We start from the raw sequence: 15663 nt of genomic DNA, 5'->3' as shown, positions 1-15663 counted from the left end.
GATCTCGGCGTTCTCCCGGCACCACGCGAATGCCGCGCGCAGGTTGTCCATCTCGATGGCGGCCTGCTCGATGCGGCTCTGATGAGCGGTGCGCCCCGGCACGTCGAGCTCTGCTGCCAGCGCAACGTAGTGGTCGCGGTGGCGACCGCGCACGGCGTCGGCCTCACCGGACTCGCCGAGCTTCTCCAGGGCGTACTGGCGAATCGTCTCCAGCATTCGGTAACGCGCGCCGCAGTGCGTATCCTCGGCCACCACGAGGGACTTTTCGATCAACAGTGTGAGCTGGTCGAGTGTCTGATACCGCTCGACGTCACTTTCGCCGCAAACCTCCTGGGCCGCATCGAGATCGAAGCCGCCCATGAACACTGCGACGCGGCGGAACAGGACTCGTTCGGGTTCGGTCAGTAGCGCGTGCGACCAGTCGACCGAGGCCCGCAACGTCTGCTGGCGGCGTACGGCTGTTCGCGAACCGCCGGTCAGGAGCCGAAAGCGGTTGCGCAAGCTGTCGAGAATCTGCTCCAACGACAGTGCCCGAACCCGCGCGGCGGCCAGCTCTATCGCCAGCGGGATTCCATCGAGACGCCGGCAGATCTCGATGACCGTTTCCGAATTATCCTTGGTCACAGTAAAATCGGGCCGGACGTGGCGGGCGCGGTCGGAAAAGAGGGTCACCGCCTCGTCAGCCAGGGTCAGTGAGGGCACCGCCCACGCGACCTCGCCGGCCACCCGCAGCGGTTCACGGCTTGTCGCGAGGATGGTCACGCCCGGGCAAGCCGCCAACAGCGCGACCGAGAGCGAGGCGCAGGCGTCGATCAGGTGCTCGCAATTGTCGAGGAGGACGAGCATGCGCCGGCCGGCTACGAAACGTGTGAGCGTGTCGATTGTCGAACGCCCCGCCTGGTCGGGCAGCCCCAACGCTCGCGTCACCGTGACCGGGACAACGCCGGAATCGGCGATGGGCGCCAGGTCGACGTACCACACCCCGTCTTCGAAATCGTCATCGAGCCGGTCCGCAATCTGCACCGCCAGCCGGGTCTTTCCCACGCCGCCGGCGCCCGTGAGCGTCACCAACCGTCCGTCGGTGATGATCCGTCGCACGGCCTCGACCTCGGCGCCGCGGCCGACGAAACTGGTGAATTGCGGCGGAAGATTCAAGCGCCCTGTGTGTTTCGTCGAGCGGAGCGGCGGAAAGTCGTTGCGGAGGTCGGCGTGACAAAGCTGCGTCACCCGTTCGGGCCGCGGCAGATCCCGCAGCGGGTGGGTGCCCAGCTCAAGCATCCACGCGTCGGGAGGCAGCCCGTCGGCGAGCAGGTCGCTTGTCGTGGCCGATAGGACCGTCTGGCCGCCGTGAGCCAGGTCGCGCAGCCGCGCGGCGCGGTTTATCGTCGGTCCGATGTAATTTGCCTCGTCGCGCAGTTGGACCTCGCCGGTATGCAGTCCGATTCGCAGATGGATCGGCGCAAGTGCCGTCAGTTGCAGACCGAGCGCAAACCCGGCCGCGTCGCTCGCCCGGGCGAAGGCGACCACGAAGCTGTCGCCCTCACCCTGTTCGACCGGGCGGACCCCGTTGTGCTCGGTCACCAGGTCCGACACCGCCTGGTCCAGCCGCGTGACGGCGGCGCGCATTTCATCGGGCTGGGTCTGCCATAACCGCGTCGAGCCCTCGACGTCGGCCAGCAGCAACGTCACGGTTCCCGTCGGGAGCTCGCTCAACCCCAAATCGCTCCAGTTCAAACGCAGCGTGTCCGCGCACCGCTCGGTCTCAGTCATGTTAGCCAGCGTGCGTCGATCAGACGCGGCAAACATCAGCAGAATGGCCTATACGTCCGCTCGGCCGCGTCCGCGGAGGATCTACGCGCCTTGACCAATGTTCTTCGCCGGCCGTCATCGCACACTTGGTTCCTCGGACTCAAGGAGGTACAGATGAACAGCCAGACCGGTCTTGCCGGCAACCGCGACTCGATCGACGCCAACTTCACGACGGGCGTGCTGCACGGCCACTACGACAGCCGTTTCGAGGATCTCGTCGCCGCGCTGGCCGACGAAGTCAGCACTGGCGGCGAACTCGGCGCCGCGATCGCCATCGATGTCGGCGGCGACGTCGTCGTGGACATCTGGGGCGGGCATGCCGACAGGGCCAGAACCCGCGAATGGTCGGAAAACACCATCGTCAACGTTTTTTCCAGCACCAAGAACGTGACCGCGCTCGCGGCGCTGATGCTGACCGACCGCGGCCTGCTCGACCCGTTCGCCCCGGTCGCAAAGTACTGGCCCGAGTTCGCCGCCAACGGCAAGCAGGACATCGAGGTGCGCCACATCCTCAGCCACACCTCCGGGATGTCCGGCTGGGAGCCCCCCTTCGCCCTCGAGGACGTCTACGACTGGGGAAAAGCCACTTCTCAGCTTGCCGGCCAGGCGCCGTGGTGGCCACCCGGCACCGCGTCGGGATACCACGCGGTGACCATTGGGCACCTCGTCGGCGAACTGGTCCGCCGAACCACCGGCATGACTCTGAAACACTTTGTGCGACAGGAGATCGCCGAGCCGCTCGGCGCTGACCTGCAGATCGGCGCCCGGCCCGAAGACGACCACAGAATCGCCGAACTGGTCCCGCCGCCTCCGCTGGACGTGCCGCTCGACGCGGTCCCCCATGACCATCCGATGTATAAGACGTTCGCCGCGATCCCGCCCGCCGCGGAGACCGCGCTGGCAGCCGAGACGACGGCGTGGCGCCGAGCTGAGATCGGATCGGCCAACGGACACGCCAACGCGCGTTCGCTGGTCCGCGCCCTGTCCCCGATTTCGTTGGGCGGCACAATCAATGGCGTACGTTTCCTGCGACCCGACACCATCGACCTGATCTTCGAGGAGCAGGCCAACGGCACCGATCTGGTGCTGGCCATGCCGGCACGGTGGGGCATCGGGTTTGCCCTCCCCCATCCGGAGGCGGTGCCCGACATCCCCGACGAGAGGACCTGCTACTGGGGCGGTTGGGGCGGCTCCATGGTGGTGATGAACGTCGACCGCCGCACCACGTTCGCCTATGTGATGAACAAGATGGGACAAGTCACATCGGGCGGAACCGATCGGACGCGGAAATACACCCGGCTGATCTATGAGGCACTCGGCTGACGGTCAATCAGTATGGCCGCCCGCCTTCGGGCATCACGTACTCGGAAATCGGTCCGGAGACGCCGTTGACCGACGTCCCGCCGTTGAGAATGCCCGGCGCCATCTCCAGCATGTTGTTCGGAAACCCGAACTTCGGCTTGGTCAGCTCGTCGAGCCGCGCCAGTTCGTCGGCGCCGAGGCCCACGTCGACGGCGAGGACGTTGTCGTTGAGCTGCGAAAGCCTGCGCGCCCCGATGATGACGGACGAGACGCCAGGCTGCGCGCGCACCCAGGCCAGCGCCACGCTGGCGACGTTCGTCTGGTGGGCCTTGGCGATGAGCTCGAGTTCGTCGACAACGGCGTAGGTCTTGTCGTCGAGGAAGGCGTCGACCATCGCGCCGCGGCCGGAGTCCTGCCGGCCGGCGCTGGCCCGGGTGTACTTGCCGCTCAGCGCGCCGCCCTTGAGCGGCGACCACGGTGTGATGCCGAGGCCGAATTCGGACGCCATCGGAACCAGTTCCTGTTCGATGGAGCGCTCCAGCAGTGAGTACTCGACCTGCAGGCCGACGAAGCTCGACCAGCCGCGGAACCGGGCGATGAGGTTGGCCTGGGCGATCTTCCACGCCGGGGTGTCCGAGACGCCGATGTAGCGGACCTTGCCGGCGCGGACGAGATCGTCGAGCGCCGCCATCGTCTCGTCGATGGGTGTGTTGGCATCCCAGATGTGCAGCCAGTACAGGTCGATGTAGTCGGTTTGCAGACGCCGCAGCGAGTTTTCGCAGGCGTTGATCAGCGACTTGCGGCCCGAGCCGCCGCCGTTGGGATCTCCCGGATACAGGTTGCCGCTGAACTTGGTCGCGATCACCAGGCGATCGCGGCGACCGGCGTCGCGCCCGATGTGGTCACCGATGATCTTCTCGGAGTGGCTTCGGGTGTAGAAGTTGGCCGTGTCGATGAAGTTGCCACCGAGGTCGGTGTATCGATCGATGATCTGTTGAGACTCCTCGACACTGGTGCCCCAGCCGAGGTCCTCGCCGAATGTCATGGCGCCCAGACACAGGGGGCTGACGCGCAGGCCGGAGCGTCCGAGTGTCACGTACTGATCCAGAGGCATGGTGGCCACTTTCTGGTAAATTGTTCGATTATGTGTTTGTTCATTCCTAAACTAGTTTATGTCTGAACGATCTGGCAAGTCGGTGCCAGCGGTCGACGCGGCCAAGATCTGGTCGTTGAACTATCGGGTGCTGCTGTCGGTCATCTCGTGCGCCGAGGCCGACATCTGCGCGCTGGGGCTCGAATCCAAGGAGCTCTTCCTGCTTGCGGAGATCGACGAGCACCCCTATCCGGCCGAACTCGCTGCGGCGTTGAGCATGCCCAAGGCGACGATCACGGTTTACCTCAAACGGCTTGAGGCCGCGGGCTTCGTGCGGCGCCAGATCGACGCCAGCGACCTGCGGCGCCATCGGCTCTTACTCACCCCGGCCGGGCGCAAAGCCGCCACGGACGGGCTGGCGCTGCTGTCCGCGGAGTTCGACAAGCGTCTCGGACGCCTCACCGTCGCGCAGCGGAAAGACCTCAAAAATCTGCTCGAAAAGATTCTGTGAACGCGGGTGCCGTAGGCGTTTGGCGTTAGCCCCGGCTAGTCTGACGTGTCGTGCGAGTCCTGGTGATCGGTTCGGGTGCCCGTGAGCATGCGCTGCTGCTGGCGCTTCGGAAAGACCCGCAGGTCACGGAGCTGTTTGTCGCCCCCGGCAACGCCGGCACCGCCCGGGTCGCCGAGCAGCACGACGTGGACATCACGTCGGGTTCCGACGTCGTCGCCCTGGCGCGGGAGGTCCGGGCCGACCTGGTGGTCATCGGCCCGGAGGTCCCGCTGGTGTTGGGCGTGGCCGACGCCCTGCGAACGGCCGGCATCGTCTGCTTCGGGCCCAGTAAGGACGCCGCGCGCATCGAAGGGTCCAAGGCGTTCGCCAAGGAGGTCATGGCCGCTGCCGGCGTGCGCACCGCGACCAGCGAAACCGTTGACAGCCCCGCCCATTTGGATGCCGCACTGGACCGGTTCGGGCCTCCTGCGGGCGACCCGGCCTGGGTGGTCAAGGACGACCGGCTGGCCGCCGGCAAGGGCGTCGTGGTGACCGCGGATCGCGGTGTCGCGCGCGCGCACGCCGCCGGGCTGCTCGAGGCGGGGCACCCGGTGCTGCTCGAGTCGTTCCTGGACGGGCCCGAGGTGTCGCTGTTCTGCGTCGTCGACGGTGAAACCGTGGTGCCGCTGCTGCCCGCGCAGGACTTCAAGCGTGTCGGCGACGGCGACACCGGCCCCAACACCGGCGGCATGGGTGCCTATGCGCCGGTGCCGTGGCTTCCCGACGACCTGTACCGCGACATCGTCACCAACATCGTCGAACCCGTTGCGGCTGAGATGGTTCGGCGGGGCTGCCCATTCTGCGGTTTGCTGTACGTCGGGCTGGCGATCACCGGCAAGGGACCGGCGGTGGTCGAATTCAACTGCCGTTTCGGTGATCCCGAGACCCAGGCTGTGCTGGCGTTGTTGGGTTCACCGCTCGGCCAGCTGCTGTACGCCGCGGGTACCGGCAAGCTCGCCGACTTCGGTGAGTTGCGCTGGGAGCAGGGTGCGGCCGTCACGGTGGTATTGGCGGCCGAGAACTATCCCGGCCGTCCCCGCGTCGGCGACGTGGTCGCGGGCTCGGAAACCGAGGGAGTGCTGCACGCGGGTACGGCGCGCCGCGACGACGGAGAGGTCGTCTCCTCGGGCGGTCGGGTGCTGTCGGTGGTGGGCACCGGCCCCGACCTTGCCGCCGCGCGTGCGCAGGCGTATGAGCTGATGGGGTCGATTCGACTGCCCGGCAGCCACTTTCGTGGTGATATCGCGCTGCTGGCCGCTGAAGGCAAGATCAGCGTTCAGTAACCCGCGGCTTGGCCGTCTCGGCGGGGATCGCTGACGGCGAGATATCCGCCGTCGAGCCGCCAGATCGCCTGGCAGCTGCCGAACTGGTTGTAGTCGTCGACCCCGAGCAGGTCGTGCCCGCGGCGACGCAATCCGTCGAGGGTCGACGTGGGAAATCCCGGTTCGCAGCTGATCTGCATGCCCTGCACCCAGCGAAACCGGGGACCGTCGCAAGCCGCCTGCGGATTTTGGCCATAGTCGGCGATGCGGACCACGACCTGCACGTGCCCCTGGGGCTGCATCGGCCCGCCCATCACTCCGAAGCTCATCATCGGCGCGCCGTCCTTGGTGACGAAGCCCGGGATGATCGTCTGGAAGGGTCGCTTATTCGGCCCGACCTGATTCGGATGACCTTGATCCGCAACGAAACCCGCTCCGCGGTTCTGCAACGAGACGCCGGTTCCCGGCACCACCACCCCAGACCCGAATCCCATGTAGTTCGACTGGATCATCGACACCATCATCCCCGCAGCATCGGCGGCGGTGAGGTACACGGTGCCGCCGCGGGGAGTGCCCGCCGACGCCGGCTTCGCCTGACGGCGGTCGATCAGGCCGGCCCGCTGCCTCAGATACTCCGCGTCCAACAGGTGCTCTGGCGGGACCCGCATGTGGTCGATGTCGCAGACGTATGCCTGCGCGTCCGCAAACGCCAGCTTGAGCGCTTCGATTTGCAGGTGCAAACTCTCGGCCGAATCGACTGGCAGCGAAGACATGTCGAAGTGCTGGAGGATCCCGAGCGCGATCAGCGCCACGATGCCCTGCCCATTGGGCGGGATCTCGTGAACGGTGTACCCGCGGTAGGTTCCGCTGATGGTGCCCACCCAGTCGGCTCGGTGAGCCGTCAGGTCGCTGGTCCGCATCACGCCGCCGTTGGCAAGCGCGTGCGCCTCGAGTCGCTCGGCCAGCTCCCCGCGGTAGAACGCCTCACCGTTGGTCGCGGCGATCTTCTCCAGCGTGGCGGCCTGCTCGGGAAACCTGAACACCTCGCCGGGTTTCGGTGCCCGCCCGGCTGGCATGAACGCCTCGGCGAAACCGGGCTGCTTTTCGAAGAGTGGCACTTGGGCCGCCCACTGGTCGGCAACCGTGGGCGAGACCAGGAAACCCTTGCGCGCGTAGTCGATTGCGGGCTCAAAGAGCCTTTCGAACGGAAGCCTGCCGAACCGGTCATGTAGTTCCGTCCACGCCGACACCGCGCCGGGCACGGTCACCGCGTTCCAGCCGAGCGCCGGAACGGCCTTGCCGCCGAAGTATTCCGGGGTCCAGGCCGCGGGCGAGCGGCCCGACGCGTTCAGCCCGTGCAATCGCCGGCCGTCCCAGACGATGGCGAAGGCGTCCGAGCCGATGCCGTTGGATACCGGCTCCACGATCGTCAGGGCGATGGCGGTGGCGACGGCCGCGTCCACCGCGCTTCCGCCCTCGGCCAGCATCCGAAGGCCCGCTTGGGCGGCCAGCGGTTGTGACGTGCACACAACGTTCTCCGCCAGGATGGGCTTTCGCGGCCAGGCGTAAGGGAGATCCCAGTCGAATGGTGCGGTCACCTTGCGATCGTCGCACGAGGTATCGAGCGGACCCAACGGAAGTCCCGCCTGCGAAAGGCATTGCGCTCGTCCCGAATTTGATAGCGCATGCGATATTTCATTCGCGATTCGCCGACGGCCCGTCTGCTGGTGCGGCAGTGACTGACGTGACGCGGGCCCACGACAACCGGCCTCAGGCCGTCAACAGCGGCGCCATCCAGGTGAGCTCGGCCGGCAGTTGCGAACTCCAGAACTCCGCGTTGTGCCCGCCGGGTGAGAAGCCGCCCGCCGGCGGATGGGGCAGTTGAGCGATGAACTGCTTGGTGGCACCGTAGAACGGATCGCTGTCACCGCAATCGACCCGAATGGGAATCGACGCCAGCGCCGGCATTCCGAACACCGAGTTCGCCGCGAAGTCGTCGGACCCGTCGAACGCGCCGGGGGCAGCCGCGCCGGAGGACAGCCAAAGTGCGGGACTGACCGCGCAAATGGCCGCTGTGCGCGCGGGACCCAGCCGGCCGCCGAGCAGCAACGCGCCGTAGCCGCCCATCGACCAGCCCAGGAACGCCACCCGGGAGGTGTCCAGGCCCTGGGTGCCCAGCATGGGTATGAGCTCGTCGAGCACCATGGCCCCGCTGTCCTCGCCGGAGGCCCGCTTGTGCCAATAGCTGCCCCCGCCGTCCACGGCAACCACCGCAAAGGGCGGCAGCCCCGCGTTGACGGCCTGCGCCAGACCTTGTTCGACGCCGCCGGCCATCACGGTCGACGCATCACTGCCTTTGCCGTGCAGCGCGATCACTGGTCGCAGGGCCTTGGTCTGGCCGGGCGGACGCGCGATGGCCCAGTTGGTGTTGATTCCGCCGCGTGCCGCCGAAACGAAGGAACCGGTCACCATGGTGGGCGCGGCCTGACCCGGCGGCGCCGGTTCGAGAGGCGGAGGAGGTGGCGGCGCCAGCGGCGCCTGGGTGCCCGCGGGCGACAGCGGCATGGCCTGGGACGGTCGGGGCTTGAACAGGATGTCGAGGGCATAAGTGCCGGCTGCGCCCGCGGCCGCGCTGGCTCCGAGGCCCAGCAGGGCGCGGCGGCTCAGGTCGGACATGCGGGCCATCATGCCATGTTCGTTTAGCGGGCCGTTTGGCGGAAATGGCAATGCAGTACCACTTTGACTGGCACGATGGCTACTCGTGACGGCAGCAGTTACTCCCAAGGGAGAACGTCGACGGTATGCGCTCGTCAGCGCCGCCGCCGAGCTGCTTGCCGAGGGCGGTTTCGAGGCCGTGCGGCACCGCGCTGTCGCTCGGCGCGCCGGACTCCCGTTGGCGTCGACGACGTATTACTTCTCGTCCCTTGACGATTTGATTGCGCGCGCCGTCGAACACATCGCGATGATCGAGGTGGCGCAGCTGCGGTCGCGGGTTACCGCACTTTCCCGTCGGCGTCGCGGTCCCGAAACCATCGCCGAGGTGTTGGTCGACCTGCTCGTCGGCGACGTGTCCAGCCCGGGACTCAGCGACCAATTGATCTCGCGCTACGAGCGGCACATCGCCTGCACCCGCCTGCCCGCGTTGCGCGAGACCATGCGTCGCAGTCTGCGGCAGCGCGCCGAGGCCGTGGCCGAGGCCATCGAGCGATCGGGCCGGACGGTGCACATCGAGCTGGTGTGCACGCTGATCTGTGCGGTCGACGGTTCCGTGGTCTCAGCCTTGGTCGAAGGTCGCGATCCTCGCGCGGCGGCGCTGGGTACGGTGGTCGACCTCATCGACGTGCTGGCGCCGATCGATCAGCGGCCCGTGCGGTCGGCGGGCAGCGATGGCGTCACGATGTACCCGGTGGCGAAGTCGCCGTAGATCGTCACATCCGCCGGGCGGCGTTGTGCGTACAAGGCCACGTAGGCGCACACGACGGCGTCGATCGGATCCTCGGCCCGGCGCAGCTCGGCTTTGCGCCGGGCGGTGGTTACGCCCCTGCGCAGCCGGCCCCAATCGTCGTGGCCCATCACCTCTAACGGCACCGCGGCGTGCGCAAGCCTCTCGATGCCGTCCATCAGCAGGAGCAGCTCGGATCTGAGCTGGTCGACGTCGCGGCCGGGCTTGGCCTTGTACTTGAGCGTTCGCGCCAACCGGAACAGCACCACCGTCGCCGGATGCGGATAGACCTCGATGGCGCGGCGCGGCGCCGACGAGCGCGGGTCCATGTCCAGTCCGAGTGCGTTGGCCAATCGGGCCGCGCGCGGTCCGTCGGCGAACTCCGGTTTCGCGGTGTTGGCCGGATGGGCGCCGGCTTCGAACCTGCGGAAGTCGCGGTTGAGCGCCGCTTCGGCGGGACGCTGGCCGGTCGGGTTCGTCACCACCAGCGGCGCGTCGAAGGCGACGACGCAATGTCCACGCACGTATGGCGACAACGCGGCGAGCACGGTGACGTCGTCGCCTGCGGCGCCGATGTGCACGAGGTGGCCTCCGGCGTCGACGACCGCCACCCCCGTCGGGTTGCGCCCGGCCCAGGCCAGATCGACACCGGCGAAGTACATCCCGCCCAGTATGGGGCCGCAGCCCGTCACACGGGCCACAGGGGTCACCGCCTCGGGAGGATCGGTCGAGGTGCCCGCCTCGCAGCGACAATTCGGCCGGCGGTGGGCGATCGCCGCTTGTTGTCGCTCGGAGGCGGGCACTCGGTGGGCCGGGCCGCGACGGAGGCTGGTGTGGCCAATGTGACCGCAACCCGGCTGGCGGGACGGGCCGATCGTAAGCTCTATGTCTGTGAGCATTCCGAATGTCCTGGCCACCCGGTACGCCAGCGCGGAAATGGTCGCGATCTGGTCGCCGGAGGCCAAGGTCGTCGCGGAACGCCGGCTGTGGCTGGCGGTGCTGCGGGCGCAGGCGGAGCTGGGTGTCGACGTCCCGCAGGACGCGATCGCCGACTACGAGCGGGTGCTCGAGGACGTCGATCTGGCCTCGATCGCCGACCGCGAGCGGGCGCTGCGCCACGACGTCAAGGCCCGGATCGAGGAATTCAACGCGCTGGCCGGCCACGAGCACGTGCACAAGGGGATGACCAGCCGCGACCTGACCGAGAACGTGGAGCAGCTCCAGATCCGGCGGTCGCTGGAGCTGGTGTTCTCCCACGGCGTCGCGGTGGCGGCGCGACTCGCCGAGCGGGCGGTGGCCTACCGCGATCTGGTGATGACCGGACGCAGCCACAACGTCGCCGCGCAGGCCACCACGCTGGGCAAGCGGTTCGCCTCTGCCGCGCAAGAGACGCTGATCGCGCTGACCCGACTGCGCGAGTTGATCGACCGGTACCCGCTGCGCGGCATCAAGGGTCCGATGGGCACTGCCCAGGACATGCTGGACCTGCTGGACGGCGACGCTGCCAAGCTGGCCGAACTGGAGCGACGGGTGGCCGAATTCCTCGGCTTCGCAAGCGTTTTGATCAGCGTGGGCCAGGTCTATCCGCGTTCGCTGGACCACGACGTGCTCTCGGCTCTGGTGCAGCTGGGCGCCGGGCCGTCGTCGATGGCCCACACCATCCGGCTGATGGCCGGGCACGAGCTCGTCACCGAGGGGTTCGCGCCGGGACAGGTGGGGTCGTCGGCGATGCCGCACAAGATGAACACCCGAAGTTGTGAGCGGGTCAACGGGCTGCAGGTCGTGTTGCGCGGCTACGCCTCGATGGCCGCCGAGCTGGCGGGCGCCCAGTGGAACGAAGGTGACGTGTTCTGCTCGGTGGTGCGCCGGGTTGCGTTGCCGGACAGCTTCTTTGCCATTGACGGACAGATCGAGACCTTCCTGACGGTGCTCGACGAGTTCGGCGCCTACCCGGCGGTGATCGCCCGCGAGCTGGACCGCTACCTGCCGTTCTTGGCCACCACCAAGGTGCTCATCGCCGCGGTCCGCGCCGGCATGGGCCGCGAGGCCGCGCATCACGTGATCCGCGAACATGCGGTCGCGACGGCGCTGGCGATGCGGGAACGCGGCGCGGAGCCCGATCTGCTGGATCGGTTGGCCGCCGACGAGCGGCTGCCGCTGGACCGGGCCGCGCTGGACGCCGCGCTGGCTGACAAGAAGGCGTTCATCGGCGCCGCCGGCGATCAGGTGGACGAGGTCGCCGCGCTGGTGGACGCGTTGGTGAGCCGCTACCCGGACGCCGCCAAATACGCTCCGGGCGCGATCCTGTGACCCTCGCCGGCGCGCTCGCGGGGATCGACTTCACCGATCTGGACAACTTCGCCGACGGATTTCCGCACGACCTGTTCGCCATCCACCGCCGCGAGGCGCCGGTGTATTGGCACGAGCCGACCGACAACACGCCCGACGGCGAGGGCTTCTGGTCCGTCGCCACGTACGCGGAAACCCTTGAGGTGCTGAAGGAACCGACGACATACTCCTCGGTCACCGGCGGCGGGCGCCCGTACGGCGGCACGCTCCTGCAGGATCTGGCGATCGCCGGCCAGGTGCTCAACATGATGGACGACCCGCGCCACTCACAGATTCGGAGACTCGTCAGCTCCGGGCTGACGCCGCGAATGATCCGGCTGGTCGAGGACGATCTGCGGGCGCGGGCGCGCCGCTTGCTCGATGCTGTGGTGCCCGGCGAACCGTTCGACTTCCTGGTCGACATCGCCGCCGAATTGCCGATGCAGATGATCTGCATTCTGCTGGGAGTGCCCGAGTCCGAACGGCATTGGCTGTTCGAGGCCATCGAGCCGCAGTTCGATTTCGGCGGTTCGCGCAAGGCGTCCCTTTCTCAGCTGTCGGTCGAGGAGGCCGGGTCGCGGATGTACGACTACGGTCAGCAGCTGATCGCCGCGAAGCGGGCGGAGCCGACCGACGACATGCTGTCGGTCGTCGCGAACGCGACGGTCGACGACCTGGACGCGCCGTCGCTCTCGGACCTCGAGCTCTACCTGTTCTTCAGCCTGTTGTTCAGCGCCGGCGCGGAGACGACGCGCAACGCGGTCGCCGGCGGCCTGCTGGCGCTGGCCAGTCACCCGGAGCAATTGCGCGCCCTGCGTGCGGATCTCGACGCGCTGCCGACCGCCGTCGAGGAGATCGTGCGGTGGACGTCGCCGTCGCCGTCCAAACGACGCACCGCCACGCGCGATGTCACGCTCGGCGGCCAGTCGATCCAAGCCGGCCAAAAGGTCCAGGTCTGGGAGGGCTCGGCGAACCGCGACCCCGGCGCATTCGATCGCGCCGATGAATTCGACATCACCCGAAAGCCCAATCCGCACTTGGGGTTCGGTCAAGGCGTGCACTACTGCCTGGGCGCCAATCTGGCCCGGCTGGAACTGCGCGTGCTCTACGAGGAGCTGTTCTCCCGGTTCGGCGCAGTGCGGGTCGTCCGGCCGGTCGAATGGGCTCGCAGCAATCGGCACACCGGCATCCGGCACCTGATCGTGGAACTCCTCGAGGAGCGGTGAGGGTCCGAGGCGCCGGTGTCGAGCCGACACCGGACGTCTTCGCCGCGGTGATGGCGACCGGAATCCTGTCGATCGCCGCGCGCAACCACAACTACAACTGGATCAGCGACGCACTGGGCGTCATTGCCTCGCTGGGGCTGGTGTTTCTGATCGCCCTGGTGGGCACAACGGCTGTCGGCAGGCGGCGGACGTTGCGCTGGGACCTCAGTGACCCCGATGTCACCCTTCGGCTCTTCACCTTCGTCGCCGCTTGCGCGGTGATCGACACCCGCTTGTCGGCCAACGTGTGGGTGCTGCGGGTGCTCGGCGCGGTGGGGCTGTGCTCCTGGCTGGTGCTGCTCGTAGTGAGCGCGCGGAACATGTTCGCGCTCCGGTGGGTTGCGCTGCGAGACGATGCCCATGGGGCGTGGGAACTGGGCAGCGTGGGGACCTCAGGGTTGGCGATCGTGATCGCCCGCGCGGCCTATCAGACCGGTGAGCGCTGGTGGCTGGCGGTGGCCGTGGCTGTCTGGGCGGCCGCCATCGTCATCTACGCTCTGATGACCTGGCTGATCCTGTGGCGGGTCGTCAATGAGCGACAGGACCGGGACGGATTCGAGCCGGACACCTGGATCTTGATGGGCGGCATGGCGATTGCGACCCTGGCCGGCGACAACATCCACTCCCTGGCGCCCACCTGGCTGGCCGCACCCGTGCGTATCGTGACCGTCGTGACCTGGGCGATGGCCACCCTATGGATACCGCCGCTGATCTACTTCGGTCTGCACCGGATCAGCCGGCGGCCCAACATGCTGCGGTTCGCCGGCGTCTGGTGGGCATTCGTGTTCCCGCTGGGCATGTATTCCGCGGCCAGCTACGCCATGGCGGCCGAAATCGGGCAGCGATCGCTGCTGACGGTGTCGCTGGTCTTCTTCTGGGATGCCCTGGCGGCGTGGCTCGTTGTGGTCGTGGCCGGGCTGCTGCTGCTCGGCCACGCGCTGCTATCGGCCGCCAATCGAGATGCCGGCCGCCCGTAATTCGAGTGCGGCCAGGGCGCGGATGGTGAGCGGATCCTCCCGTCGCCACCCACCGACCGGATCCGCGCTGACAGCGGCGAGCTTGCCCGGCGGCCGGTTCGTCAACGCCCGCAGGGCAAGGAGTTGCTCGCCGGCCGGGGTGGCGGCCAGGGCCGTGACCGTCAATTTCCGTCGAAAGAACCGCAGCCGCAGGAGAAGCCACGGCACGTCCGCGACGAGGATCGGGACAGCCGCGATGGCCATGGCCAGCAGGACCGCAAGCCAGCTGGCCGTCGAGTCCAGGTCATGGCCCGCGCCGGCCAGATCAAGCGCGGCCTGGCTGGCGGAGTTCAGCGGCTGGCTGACCGCGTCACCCACCAAGGGGATGTGCTGAGCACCATGGCCGGCCGACGCCAGGTTTCCGGCGATGCCATGCGCGCCACTCTCGACCTGCCGGCCGGCCTCGGCGATGGTGGATACGGCGTCGTAAACCGCCAGGCCGACGAACAGCCAGATAGCGGTCCACATAACGACGGCGAAGTCGCTGAGCAGTTGGGCCATCAGCCGGCCCGGTCGGGTGGAGTAGGGCAAGAACCGCGGGGTCATACTCTCGATCCCAGCACAGCTCCCGACACGCGACCCCCCTTCGGGTGCCCGTTAGGCTGACCCGATGCGCCCCGCACTGTCCGAGTACCAGCACCTGGCCAGCGGAAAGGTCCGCGAGATCTTTTCCGTCGACGAGGAACATCTGTTGCTCGTCGCGACCGACCGGATCTCGGCGTACGACTACGTCCTCGACAGCACGATCCCGGACAAAGGCCGGATCCTGACCGCGATGAGCGTCTTCTTCTTCGGTCTGGTCGACGCGCCCAACCACCTGGCCGGTCCACCGGATGACCCACGCATCCCCGAGGACGTCCTGGGCCGCGCCCTGGTGGTGCGGCGGCTGGAGATGCTGCCGGTGGAGTGCGTGGCGCGTGGCTACCTCACCGGGTCCGGACTGCTGGACTATCAGGCGACCGGGAAGGTCTGCGGCATCACGCTGCCACCCGGCCTGGTCGAGGCCAGCAAGTTCTCCGAGCCGCTGTTCACCCCGGCCACAAAGGCCGCGCTGGGCGACCACGACGAGAACATCTCGTTCGACAGGGTGATCGATTTGGTGGGCGGGGTCCGCGCCAACCAGTTGCGCGACCGCACGCTGCAAACCTATGTGCAGGCTGCCGATCACGCCCTGACGAAGGGAATCATCATCGCCGACACCAAGTTTGAATTCGGCACCGACCACGACGGTAACCTGCTGCTGGCCGACGAGATCTTCACGCCGGACTCCTCACGCTACTGGCCGGCCGAGGACTACCGGGTTGGGGTGGTGCAGACGAGCTTCGACAAGCAGTTCGTCCGCAACTGGCTCACCAGCCCCGAGTCGGGCTGGGACCGCCACGGCTCGCAACCGCCACCACCGCTGCCCGACGAAATCATCGACGCCACCCGCGGCCGTTATATCGACGCCTATGAACGGATTTCCGGCTTGAGCTTTGGCGACTCGAGGTAGGCGATGACTTCGGGGTCGGACTTGTCGCGCAGCCATTCATAAGGATCGATGAAGACGTCCCCGTGATGCTCACGCCGGGTCTGCTGCCGCTTTGCGACAGGCGG

At 67.7% G+C, this 15663-nt stretch carries 14 protein-coding genes and 1 pseudogene; 8 read left to right on the top strand and 7 right to left on the bottom strand.

What is annotated here, in order from left to right:
* The coding region (locus A5704_RS10005) for an adenylate/guanylate cyclase domain-containing protein (protein ID WP_231968962.1) at positions 1–1770 on the bottom strand (1770 nt) is incomplete at its 3' end.
* 153 nt (positions 1771–1923) lie between these two features.
* Between A5704_RS10005 and A5704_RS10000 the strand changes: the two genes are divergently transcribed.
* A complete protein-coding gene (locus A5704_RS10000; protein ID WP_082954818.1) occupies positions 1924–3132 on the top strand; it encodes a serine hydrolase domain-containing protein in 1209 nt (402 codons plus the stop codon).
* Between the two features lie 7 nt (positions 3133–3139).
* On the opposite strand, the gene A5704_RS09995 is transcribed toward A5704_RS10000, so the two are convergent.
* Positions 3140–4234, bottom strand: coding sequence for an aldo/keto reductase (locus tag A5704_RS09995; protein ID WP_156670294.1), 1095 nt, complete (start codon positions 4232–4234; stop codon positions 3140–3142).
* 49 nt (positions 4235–4283) lie between these two features.
* Between A5704_RS09995 and A5704_RS09990 the strand changes: the two genes are divergently transcribed.
* On the top strand, positions 4284–4715 hold the full coding sequence (locus A5704_RS09990) for a MarR family winged helix-turn-helix transcriptional regulator (protein ID WP_067779483.1): 432 nt from the start codon (positions 4284–4286) through the stop codon (positions 4713–4715).
* A gap of 50 nt (positions 4716–4765) precedes the next feature.
* Positions 4766–6037, top strand: a complete 1272-nt coding sequence (purD, locus tag A5704_RS09985; protein WP_067779486.1) for a phosphoribosylamine--glycine ligase — start codon at positions 4766–4768, stop codon at positions 6035–6037.
* Here purD and ggt read toward each other — a convergent pair.
* Both ggt and A5704_RS09975 read right to left on the bottom strand, forming a co-directional pair.
* Positions 6031–7614 carry a gamma-glutamyltransferase gene (gene ggt / locus A5704_RS09980; RefSeq protein WP_067888776.1) on the bottom strand — a complete coding sequence of 528 codons (1584 nt, stop codon included), beginning with the start codon at positions 7612–7614 and terminating at the stop codon, positions 6031–6033. The genes purD and ggt overlap by 7 nt on opposite strands.
* A 172-nt stretch (positions 7615–7786) precedes the next feature.
* Positions 7787–8704: an alpha/beta hydrolase-fold protein gene (locus tag A5704_RS09975; protein WP_067751873.1), complete on the bottom strand. Its 918-nt coding sequence runs from the start codon at positions 8702–8704 to the stop codon at positions 7787–7789.
* 73 nt (positions 8705–8777) lie between these two features.
* Between A5704_RS09975 and A5704_RS09970 the strand changes: the two genes are divergently transcribed.
* Entirely contained in the window at positions 8778–9440 is a 663-nt protein-coding gene (locus A5704_RS09970) for a TetR/AcrR family transcriptional regulator (RefSeq protein ID WP_055401730.1), read from the top strand.
* On the opposite strand, the gene A5704_RS09965 is transcribed toward A5704_RS09970, so the two are convergent.
* Positions 9374–10120 carry a DUF429 domain-containing protein gene (locus A5704_RS09965; RefSeq protein WP_067888773.1) on the bottom strand — a complete coding sequence of 249 codons (747 nt, stop codon included), beginning with the start codon at positions 10118–10120 and terminating at the stop codon, positions 9374–9376. The two genes, A5704_RS09970 and A5704_RS09965, sit on opposite strands and share 67 nt — an antisense overlap.
* Before the next feature lie 229 nt (positions 10121–10349).
* On the opposite strand from A5704_RS09965, the gene purB reads away from it, so the two are divergent.
* From purB to A5704_RS09950, 3 genes are read left to right on the top strand one after another with little or no spacing between them, the layout of a single operon-like run.
* Positions 10350–11768, top strand: coding sequence for an adenylosuccinate lyase (gene purB, locus A5704_RS09960; RefSeq protein WP_067888770.1), 1419 nt, complete (start codon positions 10350–10352; stop codon positions 11766–11768).
* A complete protein-coding gene (locus tag A5704_RS09955; protein WP_067751861.1) occupies positions 11765–13012 on the top strand; it encodes a cytochrome P450 in 1248 nt (415 codons plus the stop codon). Before purB ends, A5704_RS09955 begins: the two co-directional genes overlap by 4 nt.
* The gene (locus A5704_RS09950) at positions 13009–14028 is read left to right on the top strand and encodes a tellurite resistance/C4-dicarboxylate transporter family protein (protein WP_067888767.1); all 1020 of its coding nucleotides are present in this window, start codon (positions 13009–13011) and stop codon (positions 14026–14028) included. Before A5704_RS09955 ends, A5704_RS09950 begins: the two co-directional genes overlap by 4 nt.
* On the opposite strand, the gene A5704_RS09945 is transcribed toward A5704_RS09950, so the two are convergent.
* Positions 13993–14613, bottom strand: a complete 621-nt coding sequence (locus A5704_RS09945; RefSeq protein ID WP_067751857.1) for a hypothetical protein — start codon at positions 14611–14613, stop codon at positions 13993–13995. The two genes, A5704_RS09950 and A5704_RS09945, sit on opposite strands and share 36 nt — an antisense overlap.
* Before the next feature lie 64 nt (positions 14614–14677).
* Between A5704_RS09945 and A5704_RS09940 the strand changes: the two genes are divergently transcribed.
* A complete protein-coding gene (locus A5704_RS09940) occupies positions 14678–15559 on the top strand; it encodes a phosphoribosylaminoimidazolesuccinocarboxamide synthase (RefSeq protein ID WP_067888762.1) in 882 nt (293 codons plus the stop codon).
* Here A5704_RS09940 and A5704_RS27575 read toward each other — a convergent pair.
* A pseudogene (locus tag A5704_RS27575) lies at positions 15547–15663 on the bottom strand (S9 family peptidase); the annotation flags it as partial. The gene A5704_RS09940 and the pseudogene A5704_RS27575 overlap by 13 nt on opposite strands.

Origin of the sequence: Mycobacterium sp. E735 (assembly GCF_001666955.1) — a bacterium.
Lineage (GTDB): Bacteria > Actinomycetota > Actinomycetes > Mycobacteriales > Mycobacteriaceae > Mycobacterium.
The sequence above is the reverse complement of the archived record's forward strand: the minus strand, read 5'-3'. Positions and strand labels throughout refer to the sequence as shown.